16 protein-coding genes are annotated in these 19,053 nt (G+C 65.6%); 10 read left to right on the top strand and 6 right to left on the bottom strand.

Annotated elements, in window-relative coordinates; translation table 11 throughout:
* Positions 1-6: 6 nt before the first annotated feature.
* Positions 7-666: a response regulator transcription factor gene (locus ACUDTM_RS02765; protein WP_088497471.1), complete on the bottom strand. Its 660-nt coding sequence runs from the start codon at positions 664-666 to the stop codon at positions 7-9.
* A 116-nt stretch (positions 667-782) separates the two neighbouring features.
* On the opposite strand from ACUDTM_RS02765, the gene ACUDTM_RS02760 reads away from it, so the two are divergent.
* The 4 genes from ACUDTM_RS02760 (at position 783) to ACUDTM_RS02745 (ending at position 6,392) form a co-directional block, all read left to right on the top strand.
* Positions 783-1,463: a response regulator transcription factor gene (locus ACUDTM_RS02760; RefSeq protein ID WP_088497472.1), complete on the top strand. Its 681-nt coding sequence runs from the start codon at positions 783-785 to the stop codon at positions 1,461-1,463.
* 76 nt (positions 1,464-1,539) lie between these two features.
* The gene (locus ACUDTM_RS02755) at positions 1,540-1,773 is read left to right on the top strand and encodes a hypothetical protein (RefSeq protein WP_143592550.1); all 234 of its coding nucleotides are present in this window, start codon (positions 1,540-1,542) and stop codon (positions 1,771-1,773) included.
* A 171-nt stretch (positions 1,774-1,944) separates the two neighbouring features.
* Positions 1,945-5,808 (top strand): autotransporter outer membrane beta-barrel domain-containing protein, encoded by a 3,864-nt coding sequence (locus ACUDTM_RS02750; RefSeq protein ID WP_445391119.1) that lies wholly within the window; start codon positions 1,945-1,947, stop codon positions 5,806-5,808.
* A 185-nt stretch (positions 5,809-5,993) separates the two neighbouring features.
* Entirely contained in the window at positions 5,994-6,392 is a 399-nt protein-coding gene (locus ACUDTM_RS02745; protein WP_252744717.1) for a hypothetical protein, read from the top strand.
* A 1,034-nt stretch (positions 6,393-7,426) separates the two neighbouring features.
* Here the strand turns inward: ACUDTM_RS02745 and ACUDTM_RS02740 are convergent.
* Positions 7,427-7,906, bottom strand: coding sequence for a GNAT family N-acetyltransferase (locus ACUDTM_RS02740; RefSeq protein WP_445391118.1), 480 nt, complete (start codon positions 7,904-7,906; stop codon positions 7,427-7,429).
* A 133-nt stretch (positions 7,907-8,039) separates the two neighbouring features.
* On the opposite strand from ACUDTM_RS02740, the gene ACUDTM_RS02735 reads away from it, so the two are divergent.
* Entirely contained in the window at positions 8,040-10,235 is a 2,196-nt protein-coding gene (locus ACUDTM_RS02735) for a hypothetical protein (protein WP_445391117.1), read from the top strand.
* Positions 10,236-10,308: 73 nt separating this feature from the next.
* A complete protein-coding gene (locus tag ACUDTM_RS02730; RefSeq protein ID WP_072167008.1) occupies positions 10,309-10,794 on the top strand; it encodes a TspO/MBR family protein in 486 nt (161 codons plus the stop codon).
* Positions 10,795-10,810: 16 nt separating this feature from the next.
* Here ACUDTM_RS02730 and ACUDTM_RS02725 read toward each other — a convergent pair whose 3' ends face one another.
* Positions 10,811-11,104, bottom strand: a complete 294-nt coding sequence (locus ACUDTM_RS02725; RefSeq protein ID WP_151354712.1) for a hypothetical protein — start codon at positions 11,102-11,104, stop codon at positions 10,811-10,813.
* Between the two features lie 127 nt (positions 11,105-11,231).
* Between ACUDTM_RS02725 and ACUDTM_RS02720 the strand changes: the two genes are divergently transcribed.
* The 4 genes from ACUDTM_RS02720 to ACUDTM_RS02705 all read left to right on the top strand — a co-directional run bounded on the left by ACUDTM_RS02720 (position 11,232) and on the right by ACUDTM_RS02705 (position 17,031).
* Positions 11,232-11,819, top strand: a complete 588-nt coding sequence (locus tag ACUDTM_RS02720; RefSeq protein ID WP_172412153.1) for a biliverdin-producing heme oxygenase — start codon at positions 11,232-11,234, stop codon at positions 11,817-11,819.
* 115 nt (positions 11,820-11,934) lie between these two features.
* The gene (locus ACUDTM_RS02715; protein ID WP_088497484.1) at positions 11,935-14,175 is read left to right on the top strand and encodes an ATP-binding protein; all 2,241 of its coding nucleotides are present in this window, start codon (positions 11,935-11,937) and stop codon (positions 14,173-14,175) included.
* Positions 14,172-14,639 (top strand): response regulator, encoded by a 468-nt coding sequence (locus ACUDTM_RS02710; RefSeq protein WP_005416517.1) that lies wholly within the window; start codon positions 14,172-14,174, stop codon positions 14,637-14,639. The genes ACUDTM_RS02715 and ACUDTM_RS02710 overlap by 4 nt, the downstream gene beginning before the upstream one ends.
* The gene (locus tag ACUDTM_RS02705; protein ID WP_088497485.1) at positions 14,632-17,031 is read left to right on the top strand and encodes a hybrid sensor histidine kinase/response regulator; all 2,400 of its coding nucleotides are present in this window, start codon (positions 14,632-14,634) and stop codon (positions 17,029-17,031) included. The genes ACUDTM_RS02710 and ACUDTM_RS02705 overlap by 8 nt, the downstream gene beginning before the upstream one ends.
* A gap of 2 nt (positions 17,032-17,033) precedes the next feature.
* On the opposite strand, the gene ACUDTM_RS02700 is transcribed toward ACUDTM_RS02705, so the two are convergent.
* Genes ACUDTM_RS02700 through ACUDTM_RS02690 form a run of 3 tightly spaced genes read right to left on the bottom strand, consistent with a single transcriptional unit; the run spans position 17,034 to position 19,034 of the window.
* Complete coding sequence (locus tag ACUDTM_RS02700; RefSeq protein WP_353080117.1) at positions 17,034-17,726, bottom strand: oxidoreductase; 693 nt, start codon at positions 17,724-17,726, stop codon at positions 17,034-17,036.
* Positions 17,727-17,739: 13 nt separating this feature from the next.
* A complete protein-coding gene (locus ACUDTM_RS02695; protein ID WP_088497486.1) occupies positions 17,740-18,414 on the bottom strand; it encodes a ChrR family anti-sigma-E factor in 675 nt (224 codons plus the stop codon).
* The gene (locus ACUDTM_RS02690; RefSeq protein WP_049414756.1) at positions 18,411-19,034 is read right to left on the bottom strand and encodes a sigma-70 family RNA polymerase sigma factor; all 624 of its coding nucleotides are present in this window, start codon (positions 19,032-19,034) and stop codon (positions 18,411-18,413) included. Before ACUDTM_RS02690 ends, ACUDTM_RS02695 begins: the two co-directional genes overlap by 4 nt.
* Positions 19,035-19,053 lie beyond the last annotated feature (19 nt).

Raw genomic sequence — 19,053 nt, 5'->3', positions numbered from 1 at the left:
CGCCGATCAGTCCGGATCGGGGCCGTTTGAACGCAGGCCGAGTTCCGTCGCGAACTTGAAGAGATCGGCTTCCTTGTCGATGCCCAGCTTGGCCATCCCGATCCGCTTTTGCGTGCTGATGGTCTGCTTGCGCTTGTCCAGGCGCTCGGCAATTTCGTTGATGCCAAGCCCCGACACGAACAGCGTCAGCACTTCACGTTCCCGTGGCGAGAGCGCTGTCTTCCTTGACGCCGCGGCATGGTGTGGCAAGATCTGCGCGACCGACGGCGAGAGGTAGCGCCGGTTGGCCCAGGCCGCAGCGATGGCCGCCGGAACATGGCTGGTGTCATCGGCCTTGCTGAGGATATGGGTGATGCCGCGCTGATAAAGTGACTGGATGACCACCGGCTGGTCCATGCCCGTCATCACGATCACACGCAGGTCGGGGTAGCGTTCGCGGAGTGTATCCAGCAGGGCGAGGCCGTCGCCGTGCTGGCCGCCCGGCATGGCGTAGTCGGTCACCACGACATCACATGCGGTACTGTCCAGCAGCGCCACCAGCTCCGAGGAGTCGGACGCCGTTCCAATGCACTGCAGCGTGGGAACCGCATCGATTGCGGCCTCGATTCCCATGCGGATGACCGGGTGGTCGTCTGCAATGGCTACACGAATGATCGGATGAGACATGCAACAGCCCCGCGCTGAAGTTGGCCCGCCACACCGGCGACCCGCCGCCGCAACTATAGGCCAGGCGACCGCGTGGTGGCATGCCCGGCGATACCTGCAACCAAGAGGATGACTGTATGGCCTTGAACCTGGTCGTTGCCGACGACCATCCCGTGATGCTGGCCGGCATGGAAATGCTGCTGCGCTCCGAACCCGGCATCGCGGTCGCTGGCCTGGCCAGCGACTCGACCGGACTGGTTGCGCTGCTGAGCGCCGCATCGGTGGACGTGGCCGTCTGTGACTTTTCCATGCCGAACGGACGCTACGGCGACGGCGTGACCCTGCTCAGATTCCTGCAGCGGCGGTTTCCCAACCTGAAGCTGGTGGTGCTCACCGGCATGGAGAGTCCGCTGGTCCTGCGCTCCATCCAGGCCGCCGGGGTGACGTGCATCGTGAGCAAGAGCGATTCGCTGGAGCACGTGGTTCCTGCGGTGCATGCGGCCCGGTCCGGCCAGCCGTTCGTCTCTCCGGCCATTGAGCGATTGCTCGCCGACGCGGCCGAAGCACCTGCCAGTGGCGCGTCCGCACTGTCAAAGCGGGAAACAGAAGTGCTGCGCATGTTCGCCGAAGGATTGACCATCCGGGAAATCGCCGAGCGGGTAGGGCGCAGCAGCAAGACCGTCAGCACGCAGAAAATGGCGGCCATGCGCAAGCTTGGGCTTAAGCGCGACGCGGACGTGTTCGAGTACGCGCTGGCGCATGGGCTGGTGCAGGCATCACAGTGCGCCCGTGCAGGCGCCGGTGGAGAATCGGACTGATTCAGGCATTGTCCGATGGTTTTGCGCTGCAGCGTTCGTATTCTCGGTGGGGCACACCCCTGTAACCGGTGACCACGTGCCCGACCCCAATTTTCTGGTAACGCTGCTGCTGCTTCGATTCAGCGAGCTTTCGGCCAGCTCGCAGGCGAGCTTCCTGGACTGCCTCAATCAGTACCTGTTTGCCTCGCCGCAGTTGCGCCGAGCGCTGCGCCGCCAATGGCAGGACCGATGCAGTGACAGCGAAGCGGGCCAAGCTTCGGGCCCGGCACGGGGCACTGTAAAGCAGAACGCTTCTCAACACGATTCTTGACGTCTGCCAACAGGCATGGCCGCTGCAACGCACCCTGGTGGCATCTGCCGGGGCGGGCGGCGCACGCGCGCAGCGCCTCGGGCAGGGCTGCAACGCCGGGTCCCCCCGCTTTTGGGACGAGTCCGATTCGACTCCCGGGTGGCCCTCACTAACCTCGCAAGTGTCCGCTGAGTGCTTCCCCTTCGGTTCGTCCGAACGCTCCAGGAAGCCGTCCAGCCTTCATTTCACTTCGAGGAGAGCCTCATGAACAAGATTCATTCAATCGTCTGGAATGCGGCCGCCGGTCGATGGGTCGTCGCCTCCGAATTCGCCACCCGTCGCCGTCGCGCCCACGCGGGCAGCCGTACCGTGCTCCGCCCGCTGCAGCTGGCTATCGCTGTCGCCCTGGCGTGGGGCGGTGCCGCTGGTGCAGAGACGCTGCAGTTCCCCGGCGCCCCGGTTGACGTTGCCGATGGCACGCGAGTCGTCGAGGACATCATTGTAGCCAATGGCGCGACGGGCGTCGTCGTTGGCAACGGCGGCACGCTGATCCAGCAGGGAAATTCCTTCCGCATCGGCGGCACAGCGAACCGCGCCACCCAGAATCTGGACCTCAGCGGGCTGTCTCACTACGTCTACGACAATGCCAGCCTCAACTTCAGCGTCGGTGGCCGCGTCATAGGCGGCACACGGGATCAGACCGGGGCTACCACCGGTACGGTTGTTTTGGCTTCGGATACCAACCTCATCCGCGCATCGCATATTGGCATAGGCGATGTTGGCCGTAGCATCAGCGCAGCGGCCACCAATCAAGGTACCGTGCGTCTGGGCCAGAACAATACGATCAATGCCGACAGCATCACGCTCGGCGGCAACCAGAGCACCGGCACCCTGGTTTTCCAGGACTCAGTCACGGACGGGACTCTTATCCTGCGTGGGTCGGACGGGGAAAGCGCCGTGGGCACCTGGAACATTGGCACGGGAAACAGCAGCAATTACAGCGGCACCACTGGCAATGTCGACCTGCGCCGAGGTGTGCTTGACGCAAAGGTGGACGCCCTGAACATCGCCGGCGCGACCTATGGTGATGCCACCGCAACTGGCACACTCAGCCTGGGCCGGGGCGTGCTCGAGGCCAACACCATCATGCTCGGCGAGCGGAGCAGCACCTCAGGCACCGGTGGCTCGAACGGGCGTCTCAACATTGGCCAAGGCGGCACCGTGCTTGCCAATACCATCACCTTGGGCAACCGCACCGGTACGACAGGGACAGTGTCGTCGAACATCACCCTCGATGGGGGTGCGCTGCGTGCTGGCAGCATCCTGGCGGGCGCCGGTCCCGGCACGCGTGTGATCACCTTCAACGATGGCGTGCTGGGCAACCGTGCCGCAGGCCAGGACATGCGGGTTGACGTTCCGGTGGTGCTGGCCGCAATCGGCGAGCACGCGTTCCGCGTCGATGGCGAGGATGCCGTGATGACCGTCAGTGGTCGGGTCAGCGGCAATGCAGGCACCCTGACAAAGACAGGCGAGGGCGTGCTGGCCCTGACCGGCGCTAACACCTACGGCGGCTCGACGCGCGTCGATCAAGGCCTGATCCGATTCCAGTCCGGCAGCAACCTGGGCACCGGCAGCATTGTTCTGGATGGCGGCGGCCTGCAGTGGGCTGCAGGCAGCGATGAAGACATCTCCGCGCGACTGGAGGCGCTGGGGGCTGCAGGCGCGGCGCTGGACACCAACGGCAATGCTGTCACCCTGGCCACGGCCCTGCGCGGCGAAGGCGGCCAGCTGATCAAGCGCGGCGACGGCGCGCTCACCCTGACCGCAGACAACACCCACACCGGCGTGACCCGCATCGAACAGGGTGAACTGGTGCTTGGCGACGGCGGCGCAGCCGGCAATGTGGCGGGCGACATCGTCAACAACGCGCGGCTGACCCTCAATCGCGGTGATCGCATGTCCCTGTCCGCCAACATCGCAGGCAGCGGCGAGCTGCTGCAGGCAGGTGGCGGCACCGTCGTGCTGTCCGGCAACGTCGCGCACAGCGGCGGCACCCGGGTGGCGGCCGGCACCCTGCAGATCGGTGATGGCGGCTCGCGCGGCACGCTGGGCGGCGATGTCAGCCTGGCCGGTGGCACGTACCTGGACGTGGACCGCAACGATACGTTCCTGCTCTCGGCACGTGTCGCCGGGGATGGCGCGCTGCGCCAGATCGGATCGGGCACCACCGTGCTGAACGCTGACCACAGCTACGCCGGCGGAACGCTCATCGCGGCCGGTGCGTTGCGCATGGGCAACGGTGGCACCAGCGGCAGCGTGACCGGTGCAATCGACAACCAGGGCTGGCTGGAATTCAACCGCAGCGACGACGTGCTGCTGGACAATGCGGTGAGCGGAACGGGCGGCCTGGTGCAGATGGGCACGGGTACCTTGCGCATCGCCGATGACCAGGCCTACACCGGTGCCACCCGCGTGCTCGCCGGTGCACTTCAAGTCGATGGCAGCATCCGGTCGGCAACAGAAGTGGCCAGCAATGCCACCCTGAGCGGCAACGGCGCCATTCACGGTGACGTGGTGAACGCCGGCGTGATCCGTCCGGGCAGCGGGAATGACTACGGTCGCCTGACCATCCAGGGCAACTACGTGGGCCAGCAGGGGCAGTTGGAACTGAACACCTGGCTGGGCGACGACGCATCGCCCAGCAGCCAGCTGGTGATCGATGGCGGCAGCGCCAGCGGCAACACCACCGTGCGCGTCCACAACACCAGCGGCACCGAAGGCCACACCGTCGGGGACGGCATCTTGGTGGTTGCCGCCATCAATGGCGCCACCACGTCGGCCGATGCATTCAAGCTCGGAGACTACGCACGAAACGGCGCATTCGGGTATGGGCTCTTCCGCGGCGACCTGGAAGGCAAGTCGACCGAAAACTGGTACCTGCGCAACGCCTTTGTCGTGCAGCCGCCGGTTGATCCGACGGACCCGGTCAATCCGACTGACCCGGTCGATCCGACTGATCCGGTTGATCCCATCAACCCGGTCAATCCGACCAACCCTGTGCCTCCGGTGGCCCTGCCCATCTTCGGTCGCGAGCTGGCGACGTACGGCTCGGTCCAGCCGCTGGCGCGCGAACTGGGTGCACTGGCGATGGGCAACCGGCGCGACCGGGCGCAGGCCGCCGCTGCTGGCGACAGGCCGCGTGCTGCCTGGGTGCGTATGGCAACCCGCGACCTGCACAACGGGTACGAATCCATGGTTGCGCCGGAAGCCCAGGGCAGGATCGACGCGTTGCAGGTCGGAAGTGATTTCTGGCAAGCCGCCCCGTCGGCAGGAGCCCGCTGGCGTGCGGGTGGCTACCTGTCGCACGCAAGCAGCAATGTGCAGGTCGACGGCATCTACACCAATGATGAGCGGACCCGCTATGTGCGTGGGGCGACCGGCAACGTCGAGCTGCAGGCCACCAGCGCTGGCTTGACCCTGACCGGCGTTGGCAGCCGAGGCGGCTATCTTGATGCCGTCGTCCAGCTGACCCGCTACGGCGGTTCCGCCAATGCGGGCCCGGTTCGCCTCAACACCCGTGGTGACGGCTACCTGGCGTCGCTCGAGGCCGGCTATCCGTTTGTCATGCAGGCCGGCACCGGGCAGTTCACGCTGCAGCCTGAAGTCCAGCTGGTCTGGCAGAAGGTGCGTTTCGATGCAGGGCAGGACGCTGCAGGGCAGGTGTCGCTTGGAAGCACGCAGGGGCTGAGCGGGCGATTGGGCATCAACGGCAGTTGGCAGTTCCAGAGCGCGGGCGGCGTGCAGTGGGCGCCGTACCTCGCCGCCGATGTGTGGCACGAATCGGATGCGCGCTCGGCAGTGACGTACGCCGGCAAGGACCAGATTCCCTTGGGGGCGGGTGGAAACCGAGCTTCGTTGAGCGCTGGCGTCAACGTCCGGTTGAATGAGCGCTTCAATCTGCAGATCTCCGGTGGGCGCGAGCGCTCGATGGGCAACAGCAGTGGTGCCAGCCGGGAAGGCGCGTTCGGCAACCTCAGCCTGCAGGTGCGCTGGTAAGGGCGAGCCGCCGGTGTCCTCCATCAGATGCGGCGACCCCGCATCTGATGGCGCCCCAGCGAGCACCGCAGTCGAGCAGGGCATCCAGGGGCGTGCCTGCTGCCCAGGCTGATTCGTGGGATGATCCTGCCATGGCAACACCATCGGTGCGGAATCGGCTGTTGTCTGCGGCAACGGAATCGGCGATGGACGCCAAGCTGGGCCAGAAGCTGACGTCAGCGGAGAGCGACAAGATCTGGAACACATGGGACTTCATTGGCAGGGAAGGGGAGGGGCTGGAGCTGTCGGTCGTCAACCCCACAGCGGTCCTGGGGCCGGTACTGGGCGCGGACTATTCCCACTCCATCCGGTTGATCAAGCACATGCTGGAAGGACAGCCAGGATGCCCGAAGATCAATTGTGGATTCGTGGATGTGCGTGACGTGGCCGACCTGCATCTACGCGCGATGACCCACCCAGCTGCCAGCGGCCAGCGCTTCCTCGCCATCGCGGGCGAAAGCCTATGGCTGAGCGAAGTCGCCAAAGTTCTGCAGCAGCGACTCGGCACGTCCGCAGCCCGGGAATCGAGCGCTCAGCGATGTTGATCGAGCCCGCCAGGAGGCGAAGGAACTCCAGGCGCAGCTAAGCAAGGCATCCGAACAGCACAGGGCACTTGAGAAGCAGCTGCGTCAGGAAATCCAGGCCGCCCAATCAGCGGCCGCCACGGCCAGTCAGTCTGCCGATCTCCTGCGCGGCAGATGTGATGCGCTCGAGGGGCAACTTTCAGGGCTTCGAGATTTGCCAGCTCAACTGGAAGTAGCGCTCAAGCGATCCAAAGAAGTTCGCGTCGCTGCTAATGTCAGACCGAAACGCAAGCCGCCGAAGCAATGACCACCTGGCCGCAATCCCGGCCAGTGACACGAATAGGGATCAAATCTGGCTATTTGGCCGGCCCCATTGCCACGAACTCGGGTCGAATTTGAAGCAAATTTGGCCCTAGTTGCCGCACGTGCCACTCCAGACACGATGGCCTCCAAAGGGCGAACCGAATCGCCCGAGCTCCTCCAGCTAATCCATTTGCCCGCCAATCCGCCGTTAGGCCAGATCTGGGGCAACAGTTTCGCGGTTTCGTCGAATTAGGGGCGCCTTGTTGGAAGTTCCACCAAATGTGTGGCGACTTTTCGTAGCAAATGGGGCGACTTTCCGTAGTAGGCGGGGCAACTTCTCCCCGTCAATCAGCCGAGCCAGAGGCCCAGCCATTGCCACGCCGAGGACACGAACGCGGCCGTAGCCCAATACAGCATTGCGCATAATGTATATTATGTTCATTACGCCATTGCCCGATCCAGGCTTCACCAGTCACGCCCCTGATCCACTCCAGGCGCCGGCCTGATTGTCAGTGATTCGATCACTGCCAACCGCACTTTGGGCTTCCCTCAACCTCTGCAGGAATGGCAAAGGATCTTGCGGATCTGACAGTGGCGGGTAAAGACGGCTTTGCGGGCGTAGTTTTGCCGCTGATCTTGCCGTGGCTGCACGCCAGCCTGGCAAGAGAGCTTTCGCCGATTCGGCACCCCCAGCCGTAGCCACTCACTGGTCGTGACGCGTCACGCTATCCACGTGCGACCAACGCATCGCATCACAGGAAACTGTGCATCACAAAGACATCCACCAAGCCCAGCGTCCCATGCCGGAACGCCTTCGGTAGCGTTCCCACCACATCGAACCCCAGCTTCCGGTACAGCGCCACGGCCGGGGCATTGGTACTGACCACGTAATTGAACTGCATGGCCAGGAATCCTTCCGCCCTCGCCCGCTCCAGGCTGTGTTCCACCAGGGCCCGGCCCACACCTTGCCCTTGTGCCGGCGCATCCACCACATACGTGGCGCTGGCCACATGCGCCCCAAGGTCAGGGAAATTCGGGCCCATCTTGTACATGCCCACAACCCGGCCCTGCAGAACGGCCACATAAGGTGTCTGCGGCAGGAGCCAATGCGCGCGAAACGTTTCGACTTCAAAAGACCCGGCAAAGGGCAGCGCATCCTGCGCCGCAATGGCCGCCTTGAACATGCCCCACATCGCGTCGAAATCGCCTGCACGGGCGGGCCGGATCTCCATGCGTCTCCTGCAGATCTGTGGTGGTGACCAGGCCGGACACTACCAGAATCCAGCCCCTGCCCCATGGCTGCTTCACGCGCCACCGCCGTCGGCTCCGCAATAGTTGTGGGAATTCCAGCCCTCAGAGCAGTAGATGCCTCCTGTTTCCGTGCACATCTCGCACCGGCTTCGACGGTGGCGCGTTCCCGCCTACGTCCTGCTGGGCATCTACCTGCTGTACCTGCTGGCCGGCAACATCTTCCTCAATACCCCGCTGTTCGATCAGGTCACCAACCGCAAGCCGCACAAGTTCGTGATGACCACCGGCCCGGCCATCACGCTGCTGCCCGGCCATGTCATCGCCTGGAACGTGCACATGCGCGGCCACGTGAACCACACGGTCTACGTGCTGCATGCCGAGCGCGCCAGCGCCCGGTTGGCGGTACTGCCCCTGTTCCAGCGCGAGGTACGGGTTCCGCGCTTGCAGGCGACGGGGGTTTCCGCCGAGATCAGCCGCGTCGAAGAAGCCATCCCGCCACCGCCGCGCAGCGACCGCGGCTGGACGCTCCGTTTCGACGCCATCCACAGCGACAGCATCCGCAGCGCACGCTTTGGCAAGTTGCTGATCATTGGCAAGGGCCGGGGTACGGTGGGCTTCCTCAAGCAGCTGCGCGGCGGGCCGTCGGAGCTCTTCGAATCCGAGGTGGCGTTCAGCGATGCGGACACCAGTTTTGACGGCGTGCAGCTGTTGGGCGACATGGATCTCACCGCGCGCTTCAGCTATCCGCGCCACTATCGGGACCAGGCGCCCGGTCTGGCCAAGTTGAAGCTGCTGCATGCCAAGCTCGAGGTCGACGCCCGCAGCCAGGGCCTGCGCATGGACACGGATGCCACAACGCCGAAGATCTCCAGCGCGCCCGTGCCCGGACGCCTGCAGCTGGCGCTGCACCTGATTGACGGCCAGCTGCAGCCCGGGGACCGCGCAATCTGGCAGGTGCCGCTCTACCTGGGTGACGGCGCCCCCAATCGCGGCGTGCTGGCCCTGCAGCTCAATGTGTCCAACGACCTGCGCCTGCAGGCCCGCCTGCCGCCAAAGCCCGGCTCAGGCAGCGAAGTGGATGCCGATCTGCACATCAGTGGCCGGAACGTTCCCTTCCAGCAGCCCGCCCAGCTGCTGGAACGCAGCTCCGGCACAGTGCGCGGCGAATGGACGTTCACTTCGCTCAACTGGATCCCTGCCCTGTTCGTTCGCAAGCCGTGGCTGCAGCTGGACGGCGGCGGCACGCTGAAGGCGGACCTGCGCGTGCGCAACGGCGAACTGATCGAAGGCAGCACCGTGGACATTCCGGCCGCCGAAGCCGTGGCCGAAGTCGCCGGCGTACGCCTGGCCGGCACGGCCAGCGCCCATGGCGAACTGAAGGCCGGCAGCCCCAGCCAGGCACAGCTGGCTGTCCGGCTGCCACGATTCACTGCTCGGCCAACCGATGCCAAGGACGTGCGCCTGTTCGACGGCCGTGATCTGGCCCTGGACCTGACCGGTGATGGTCGCCTGCAGGAGCTGCGCAAGGGTGTCCGCGCGCACCTGCGCTTCAGCCAAGCAACGATTCCCGACCTGGCCGCCTACAACCGTTACCTGGGCTCGCCGCAGGTGCGGCTGCTCCGTGGCACCGGCAGCCTGAGCGGCGATGCCACGCTCGACACCGATGGACGCGTCGGCCACGGCACTGCCCGGCTGCTGGGGCGCAATGCCAGCGCCAAGGTGGCAGGGCTGGACATGGGCGGCGACGTCGACGTGAAGGCAACGCTGCGCCGCGGTGACTTCAATCAGCGTCATTTCGATCTGTCCGGCACCACCGTCGAGCTGCGCAATGTGCAGGTGGCGGATACAGAGCAAACAAGCCCATGGAAAGGCCGCGTGGCCTTCAAGCGTGGCCGCATCGACGCGCAGTCGCCCTTCCAGGTCGATGCCACCACGGATCTGGATCTCAGCGATGCCCGCCCGTTGCTTGCACTGTTCGCAGAGCGTACCGACTACCCGCGCTGGACCCTGTCGCTGTTGGATTCCGGCCAGGTGCAGGCACGGGCGACGCTGCGCTGGCGCCCGGGCCATCTGATCATCGATGGACTGCAGGCCGAGAACGATCGGCTTTCGGTACGCGCGCGGCTGGATCTGCTCGACCAGCGCAAGCGCGGTGATCTCTACCTGCGCTGGGGGCTGCTGGGTGCGGGCATCGAGCTGGACGGTGACCAGCGCCAATGGCACCTGGCGAAAGCAAGGGAGTGGTTTGACCAGCGACCTTCCCTGCTGCCAGCGAGCGAGGGAGCGGGTGCCGTCGGTTCTTCAGATTGAAGGCCAGCAACCTGCATCCGTTCGCTGCCCCTGTGCGTAGACAGGCAGCACAAGCATCAGGGAGCTGCACGCTATGAAGCGGAGTTCACAGGTTTCCGGATTTCTGGGATGGGTGGCAATTACTTTCGTCGCGGCCACGCTGGGGGCATGGGCGTCCACGTCCGCGGCAAGCTTCTACGCTACCCTCACGCTTCCGGCATGGGCGCCACCGGCCAGCGTCTTTGGTCCGGTGTGGACGCTGCTCTACGCCATGATGGCGGTTGCCGCGTGGCTGGTCTGGCGCGAACGTGGCTGGCGCGGGGCACGACCCGCGCTGCTGCTCTATCTGGTGCAGCTGGCCGTCAACGCACTGTGGAGCTGGCTGTTCTTCGGCTGGAAGCTGGGCGCGCTTGCCTTCGCCGACATTCTTGTATTGATCGTGTTGGTGTGCGCGACGATCGTCGCGTTTGCGCGTACCCGCCCGGCCGCGGCAGTGCTGCTGCTTCCCTACCTCGCCTGGATCCTGTTCGCCTCGGCGCTCAACTTCGCCGTCTGGCGGGCCAATCCAGGGCTGCTGTGACACGCGGATCCAGCGTTCATGCCTGGGCCACGGCCTGTGGGCACCAGGTCCGCAGCAGGGCCGGCTTGAACGCCTGCTGCCCGCAACCGGTGGGGCACCGCACCACTCGCGCTGCAGTATGGCTGACCAGGCCCTGCCCTTCTTCTGCCTTGAAGATCGTCTCGCAGGAAAGGCAACGCGCTACCAGCGAGTACAGGTGCAGCAGCCGGCCACTGGCTGGATCCTGCAGTGCATCCACATCCAGCAATTCAAATTGGCAGCTGTCAGGGAGCATGCGGTACTGGGGCGCGGGTTCGGTCTGCAGGTTCACGGGCGTGGCATCTGTTGGAATTGCAGTCACCGTAGGGCAGCCGCTGTCTAGCTGGCGTGCAGCGCAGATGTGCTGGCCGCGAAACCTGCACCGGTCTCTGCATCGAAATCTGCTAGGGTGCGCGCCGATGCCTACATCCACATTGCCAGCACAACCCGATCACCCCATTGCCCTCAGCGCCGCCCTGAAAGCGCACACCCGAGCGGCCCACGATCGCCTCGACCAGCACCTGTTGCAGCAACACATCTTCGCGTCGCGCCAGCGTTACCTCTGCTTCCTGCGCGTGCAATGGCACTTCCATAGCGCCGTTGCGCCGCTGTACCGGATGCAGGATCCGGGCGCGACCCGCTTGCCGCTGATCGAGGAGGATCTTCGCGACCTCGGCGCTTCCATGCCGGTACCCCATGCCTGGCAACCGCAGCCTCAAGCATTCTCGAAAGCGACCGTTCTGGGCTGGCGCTACGTGGCGGAGGGCTCGACGCTGGGAGCGTCCGTGCTGTTGAAGATGGCCGCTGCGTTGCAGCTTCATGCCGGGTACGGGGCGCGCCACCTGCGTCCTTCCGAGCTCGGTGTGGCCGAGTACTGGAGACGCGAGCGGGAGGAACTGGATGCGCTCGTTTTAAGTGGCCAAGAGCGCGCACAGGCATGCAGGGGCGCGACAGACGCCTTCCAGTTCATCCGTCGCTGCGTAGATGAAGAATTCAGGTTTGAATGAAAGCCCCTTCACATTCACGTGGTGGTATGCGGCGGCACGCTTTTGCTTCACCATTCATGCACACCGGATGCAGTGCTGGGCCGTTCCAGCCATCCACGAATCATGAGTCCCGCCCTTGACGCCTCCTACCGAATCCGCGCACGACACTGCCCTGTCCCGTTGCGCGCGCGAACCGATCCACACCCCTGGCGCGATCCAGCCCTACGGTGTGCTTCTGATCGTTGAACCGCAGTCCCTGCAGGTACGCGAGCGCGCCATCAGCCACCCCGGGCTGCTGAAACAGTTCGGCGAACCGTTGATGCAGCACGTCAGTGAAGTGCTGGGCGGCGTGCTGGCACCGTTCCAGGGCGTGTTGCAACAGGCGACGGTGGGCAGCAGCGCGCATGTCGGTGCCGTGCACCTGGATGGGCACGGCCGCCATCAGTTGCTGGTGCACCGCTCCGCCACGGATCTTCTGGTCGAGCTGGAAGCACCGGTTCCCGGCCAGCCCGGCTCGCTGGAAGAACTGTATCCAGCCATCCGCGAGCTGATGACCGGCATTGAATCGGCAGCGACGGTGGAAGACCTGTGCAGGCTTGCGGCCGCGCACATGCGGCGGCTCACCGGCTTTGACCGCACCCTGGTCTATCAATTCGATGCTGGCTGGAATGGCATCGTGGTGGCCGAAGATGGCAATGGCCTGTTGCCGTCCTACCTGGACCTGCGCTTTCCCGAGTCGGACATTCCCGCACAGGCCCGCGAACTGTACCGCCGGAACCGGGTGCGCCTGATCGCGGACAACAACTATACCCCTACCCCGCTGATGCGGGCCGAAGACCACCGCGAGGCGCCACCGACCGACCTGAGCCTGGCCGTGCTGCGCAGCGTGTCCCCCGTGCATCTTCAGTACATGCGCAACATGGGGACCGGGGCGTCGATGTCGGTGTCACTGGTACATGAGGGGCGGTTATGGGGCCTGGTGTCCTGCCACACCGTGCAGCCACGCCGCCTGCCCTACCACGTGCGTACCGCCTGCGAGTTCATGGGCCAGATCCTGTCGCTGCAGATTGCACTGAAGGAGCGCGCGCTCGCGATTGAAGAACGCGTCGCGCGTCGTTCGATACTGGTCAAGCTGCTGGGCCGCATGGCCGGCGACGAAGAATTCATGGCGGCCCTGCGCCAGGACGAAGGCAGCCTGCTGTCGCTGACCGGCGCGGCCGGGGCTGCCATCGTGCACAAGGGCGACTGCATGCGCGTGGGTGAGTGCCCACCGGCCAGCGACGTGCTGGCCCTGGCCGATTGGCTGGCTACCCGGCAGGCCGGGCAGGAAACCTACTGCACCGACCACCTTGCCGCCGACTGGTCGCCTGCCGCGCACCTGGCCGATGTAGCCAGCGGCCTGCTGGCAGTGTCCATTTCGCAGCTGCATGACAGCTACCTGATGTGGTTCCGGCCGGAGGTGGTGCGAACCGTGCGCTGGGGGGGAGACCCCCGCAAGACCGCAGCGCCCGGCGTCGCACTCTCCCCGCGGAGCTCCTTCGACGCCTGGAAAGAGACCGTGCGGCAGCGCAGCCTGCCGTGGACCGACGCCGACTGCGATGCGGCACACGAGATGCGCACGGCCATCGTCGATATCGTGCTGCGCAAGGCCGAGGAGATGGCGGAACTGAACGAGCAGCTCCTGCGCAGCAACAAGGAACTGGAAGCCTTTTCCTATTCGGTCAGCCACGACCTGCGCGCCCCCTTCCGCCACATCGTGGGCTATTCGGAGCTGCTTGGCAGCTCGGCGGGCGACCGCCTCAACGAGACCGAGCGCCGCTTCCTGGATACGATCGTCGATTCGGCAAAGTCCGCCGGCACACTGGTGGATGACCTGCTCAGCTTCTCGCAGATGGGACGCTCCACGCTGGGGCGGGTGCGGCTGGACATGGCTGCGCTGGCCGAGGACGTGCGCCGGAGCCTGGCGCTGGATTACGCCGGCCGCGACGTGCAGTGGACGCTCGCGCCGCTGCCGGAGGTGGAAGCCGACCCGACGATGCTTCGCCTGGTCTGGCAGAACCTGCTGGCCAACGCGATCAAGTTCACCCGCGAGCGTGAGCACGCGATGATCGAGATTGGGCACGACCGCAGCGACGACGAAGATCACTTCTTCGTGCGCGACAACGGCTGCGGCTTCGACATGCGTTACGTCGACAAGCTGTTCGGTGTGTTCCAGCGCCTGCACCATGTGGAAGAATTCGAAGGCACCGGCATCGGCCTGGCCAACGTACGCCGCATCATCGGCCGCCATGGCGGCCGTACCTGGGCCGAGGGCGAGCCCGGCAAGGGCGCGACCATTCACTTCACCCTACCCCGCTCCACAGGAGAACACCCATGAGGGACCTGCGGCCGATCCTCCTGGTAGAGGACAGCCCCAAGGATGCAGAGCTGACGATGGCCGCGCTTGAGCGCTGCCAGCTGTTGAACGATGTCATCCATGTACGCGACGGCGCCGAAGCGCTGGATTACCTGCGCTGCGAAGGCAAGTTCGCCGGTGCCATGCACGGCGGCCCGGTGGTCGTGCTGCTGGACCTGAAGCTGCCCAAAGTCAATGGCTTGGAGGTACTGGAGCAGGTCCGTGGCGACCCGTACCTGAGCAGCACCCCGGTTGTGATGCTGACCTCCTCGCGCGAGGAGCAGGATCTGGTGCGCAGTTACGAACTGGGCGTCAACGCATTCGTGGTCAAGCCGGTCGACTTCAAGGAATTCTTCGACGCCATCCAGGGCCTGGGCATGTTCTGGGGCATCACCAACCAGCCGCCACCGCATCGGCCCAACGGTTCGGGGCAGCGCAATGCGTGATGGATCGCGCCGCAGCGAGCGCCTGCGCATCCTCATGCTGGAGGACAGCGCGCTTGATGCGGAGCTGATCAGCGCCCAGCTGCAGCGTGCCGGCCTCGATTTCGAGGCCGAGCGCCTGTGGACCCGCAACGCGTTCATCGAGGCCATCGAAAACCGCCCGTTCGACGTGATCCTCGCCGATCATGTCCTGCCAGGCTTCGATGGTGACGCAGCACTCGCCCTGGCGCGCGAGTGCGTGCCGCAGACGCCTTTCATCTTTGTTTCCGGCACCCTGACCGAGGAACTGGCGGTACAGGCCCTCACGCGCGGTGCCCGCGACTATGTGGTGAAGCAACGCCTGCAACGCTTGCCAGATGCGATCCGCCGCGCCCGCCAGGAGGCGCAGGAGCGTATCCAGCTGGCCAATGCGCAGGCCGCGCTGAACGAAAGCCAGGCCCAGCTGCAGAAGGTGACCGATGCCGTCCCGGCGCTGATCGCCCAGTTGGACAAGGACCATCGCTACCGGTTTGCCAACAAGGCGTTCCTGGACTGGCATGGATTCAGCCTTGCAGAACTGCTGGGTCGGTCGGCTCGGGATGTCAGCGGCATTTCCGCCTTCGAGCACGCCCTGCCCAGCCTGGAACGGGTACTACAGGGCGAGCGCACCCGCTTCCAGGCCGAACTGATCCATCGCAGCGGCGAATCACGATTCGTGCAGATGGACTGCGTGCCTGAGCATGCCGCCGATGGCAGCGTGGCCGGGTATATCTGCCTGGGCAGCGACGTGTCGCTGCTGAAACAGGCCGAGCTGGCCCTGCGCGAAGACAACCAGCTGCTCGAGCAGCAGGTACAGGCACGCACGGCCGAGTTGCGCGCCAGCAAGCGGCGCCTGCAGGCGATCTTCGAATCCAGTTTCCAGCACCAGGTGCTGCTGGATCTGTCTGGACGCGTGGTCGATGCCAATGACGCGTCACTGGCCGCGGTGCTGGCAGACAAGAAGGACGTCGTTGGCCAACGCTTCGCCGAATCGGTCTGGTTCGGCACCACCGAGGGCATCGCAGCGCTGATCGATCGGGCCGTGGCCGCAGCGGTACAGGGCCGCAGTTCACTGCATGCGCTGGAACTGGAACTACCGACCGGGCGGCGCAGCTTTGATTTCTCGTTCCGTCCACTACTCGATACGGAGGGCGTGGTCACCGCTGTGGTCTCCGAGGCCGTGGAAACCACCGCGCGCGTGCAGGCTGAGCATGCGCTGCGCCAGTCGCAGAAAATCGAGGCGGTCGGCCAGCTCACCGGCGGCATCGCACATGATTTCAACAACATCCTGACGGTCATCTCAGGCAACGTCGAGCACGCCATGCTGCTCAGCGAGCGCGCGGGCGAACCCGGAGCGATGGTGAGCCGTGCGCTGGACAATGCACTGAAGGGTGTCGGCCGTGCCGCCAGCCTGACCCAGCGCCTGCTGGCGTTTGCCCGCCGCCAGCCGCTGCGCAGCCAGGCCGCCAACCTCAACGAGCGCCTGCTGGACATGCACGACATGCTGCAGCGTGCGCTGGGTGAGCTGGTGCAGCTGGAGATCCGCAGCGCCGAGGACATCTGGTGCGTCGAGATCGACGTCAGCCAGCTGGAGGCCTCTGTACTGAACCTGGCGGTGAATGCCCGCGATGCGATGCCGCACGGCGGCCGACTGGTGATCGAGGTCGACAACAGCCACCTCGACCACGACTACGCCGCGCTGTTCCCGGATGCAACGCCGGGCGAGTACGTGATGCTGCGGGTGCGCGACAACGGCCACGGCATGGATGCGGCGACGCTCGCCCGGGTCTTCGAACCCTTCTTCACCACCAAGCAGGTTGGCCGTGGCACCGGCCTGGGCCTGTCGATGGTGCACGGGTTCGTCAAGCAGTCAGGCGGCCACGTGCTGATCGATTCGGTGGAAGGCGGCGGCACCAGCATCACCATGATGTTCCCGCGTTCACTGCTGCCGTTGCCCAGCGAGGCGCGCACTCCGCAGACCGGCCTGGCAGGCTATTCGCCGCGCGAGGAAACCATCCTGGTGACCGAGGACAACGACGATGTCCGCGCCCACACGGTGGATGCACTGCGGCTGCTGGGCTACCGGGTATTGGAAGCCCACGACGGCCCTTCCGCACTGCGGCTGCTGGAACGCCCGGATACCAGGGTGGACCTGCTGTTCTCGGACGTGGTGATGCCCGGCATGTCGGGCTGGGAGCTGGTGCGGGAAGTCCGTGAACGCTGGCCGGAGGTCGCCGTGCTGTTCACGTCGGGCTATCCCCGTGACCACGACCAGGTGGGCAGCCAGGGCCGGGCCGTTGCGCTGCTGCCAAAGCCGTTCACCCGAAGTGATCTGGCGACGGCCGTGCGCACCGCGCTGGAAGCAGCGCCACACTGAGGTCAGGACGCCGGATCGCGCCCGCCGGCCGCGATCCGGTTGATGTCCGCGCACTCCACCGTCGCCGGTGGATGCTCCCTGACGGCCAAGGCAATCATCGCTTGGCCCAGTGCCAGGTTGCTCGTCACCAACGAAGGTGCAACCGCACCGGCCAGTTTCATTAATGGCGCACCGCCCCAGTAAAGGGGCTTCAACAGGGCATGACGGGTGCCGGTGCCCGGGACCGGCCTGACACCGCCCGGGCGCAGCATCACGGTGCGCACCGGCAGGCTCTGCAATGCGACTTCGATCTCGCCCTTGATCCTCAACGGCATCAGCCGGCTCCGAGGGTCCGCGCCGGCACCGGATACATACAGAAAGCACCCTTCGGGATTCGCAGCCGCCCAGGCAAGGGCCACCGCCAGAGTGGTGTCCAGGGTCACGCGTCGGTACTCGGCCTCTGCCGTGCCGACCGGTGGCGCACCGGCACAGTAGAAGCATGCGTCGAAGCCGGCCAGTTGCTCATGCCGGCCTTGCATATGCAGAAAATCGGGGACGATCAGTTCGCTGCCAGGCCCGTTCAGGCTGCCCGGCCTGCGGACCAGGGCAGTCAGGTGGGCCACCTGCGGCGAGCGCTGGCAGGCCAGCGCAACACCCTGCCCCACCAGGCCCGCAGCACCGGTCAACAGAATCCTCAACGCACCTTTCCCGGTCATGGTCGCACCCACGCTAGAGTTTCACGAAACGCTGGATCTTCCGCGCCAACCAGCCACTGAACACCAACGGCGCGTCCAGCGCTGACACGCAGATGCAGGGAACACCGGGTGCAGTTACCGGTTGATGCTCCACCTCCTCGTCCAGGTCCGCCACGTCGCCCGGCGCGAACAGCCCCAGCGCGTCGTTGTACGAGCCTCGAAGGATGTGGGTCAGTTCGCTGCGGCCATGGCTGTGCATCGGCAGGCACTTGCCCGGGGCAATCTTCAGCATGATCAGCGAGGGCATCTGCTCAGCCCTGATGCAGTGCACGCCGGGCGCCATCCAGCGCCAGCGCAGGGCACTGAGCGAAGCGCCGAAGTAAGGATGCAACGAGGCGGGCAGATGGTCCGGATCGGCCTCGGGCCGCTCCCTCGGCACCGGGCGCCTGGCTCCGGCGATGGCGCTCGGCGCGTCCGAGGCCAGCTGCATCAGCATGGCCTCGCGCAACTGCTCGCGACGCGCCTCGGCCGCGGGCGGTTGGGTCTGCTCCAGCAGCACCGAGCCGATCGCCTCGGCATCGCGCAGGCGCTGGCGGCAGTGGGGGCACTGCTCGAGGTGGGCACCGGCCACGATGCTCAACGGCGCCGGCAGCGCGCCGGCGGCATAGCTCATCAGCGTGGATTCGTGCAGGTGGTGATGCGGATTCACAGCGCACCTCCCACTTTGGCCTGCAGTTGCAGGAACGCACGTCGCAGGTGTGACTTTACCGTTCCAAGCGGCATGCCCAGCGCCTGGGCAATCTCGCTGTGGCTCTTCGCCTCGAAATAGGACATCCGCACCAGCCTCGCCTGCACGGCGGGCAACTCGTTGATGCGCTGGCGAAGGCGCGCCTGGTCGGCGAACTGCTCGGCGCTGCTGCGCTCGATCATGTCCACCGCCGCGGCGTCTTCCACCGCTGCCTGCACCTGCATCCAGCTGCGCTCTCGACGGATGCGGTCGATATGCAGGTTGCGCGCGATCCGGTACAGCCAGGTACTCAGCGCGCCTTGGGCCGCATCATACTCGGCCGCCCGCAACCACAGGCGCAGCAGGCACTCCTGCGCCATTTCCTCGGCCACGGCGTCGGGTGCCCCCAGGCCACGCAGATACACGCACAGCCGCGGCATGAAGTAGTCATAGATCCGCATGAAACAGTCGCGGTCGCGCAGCCGCGCCACACTGTCCATGTCATCGGCCCAGTTCGTCGGCTCGCTGCTGGGCTGCTGGGAACTGGACACGGTGCGTGCGGTATCGAAGTTGAGGAGGGTGCTGGCAGCGTCAGGGTACATCTGCGTGAGCGGCGGGCAG

Source organism: Stenotrophomonas maltophilia group sp. vghtpe118 (assembly GCF_052605195.1).
Note: the sequence above shows the minus strand (reverse complement) of the source record. Positions and strands in the feature narration are given on the sequence as shown.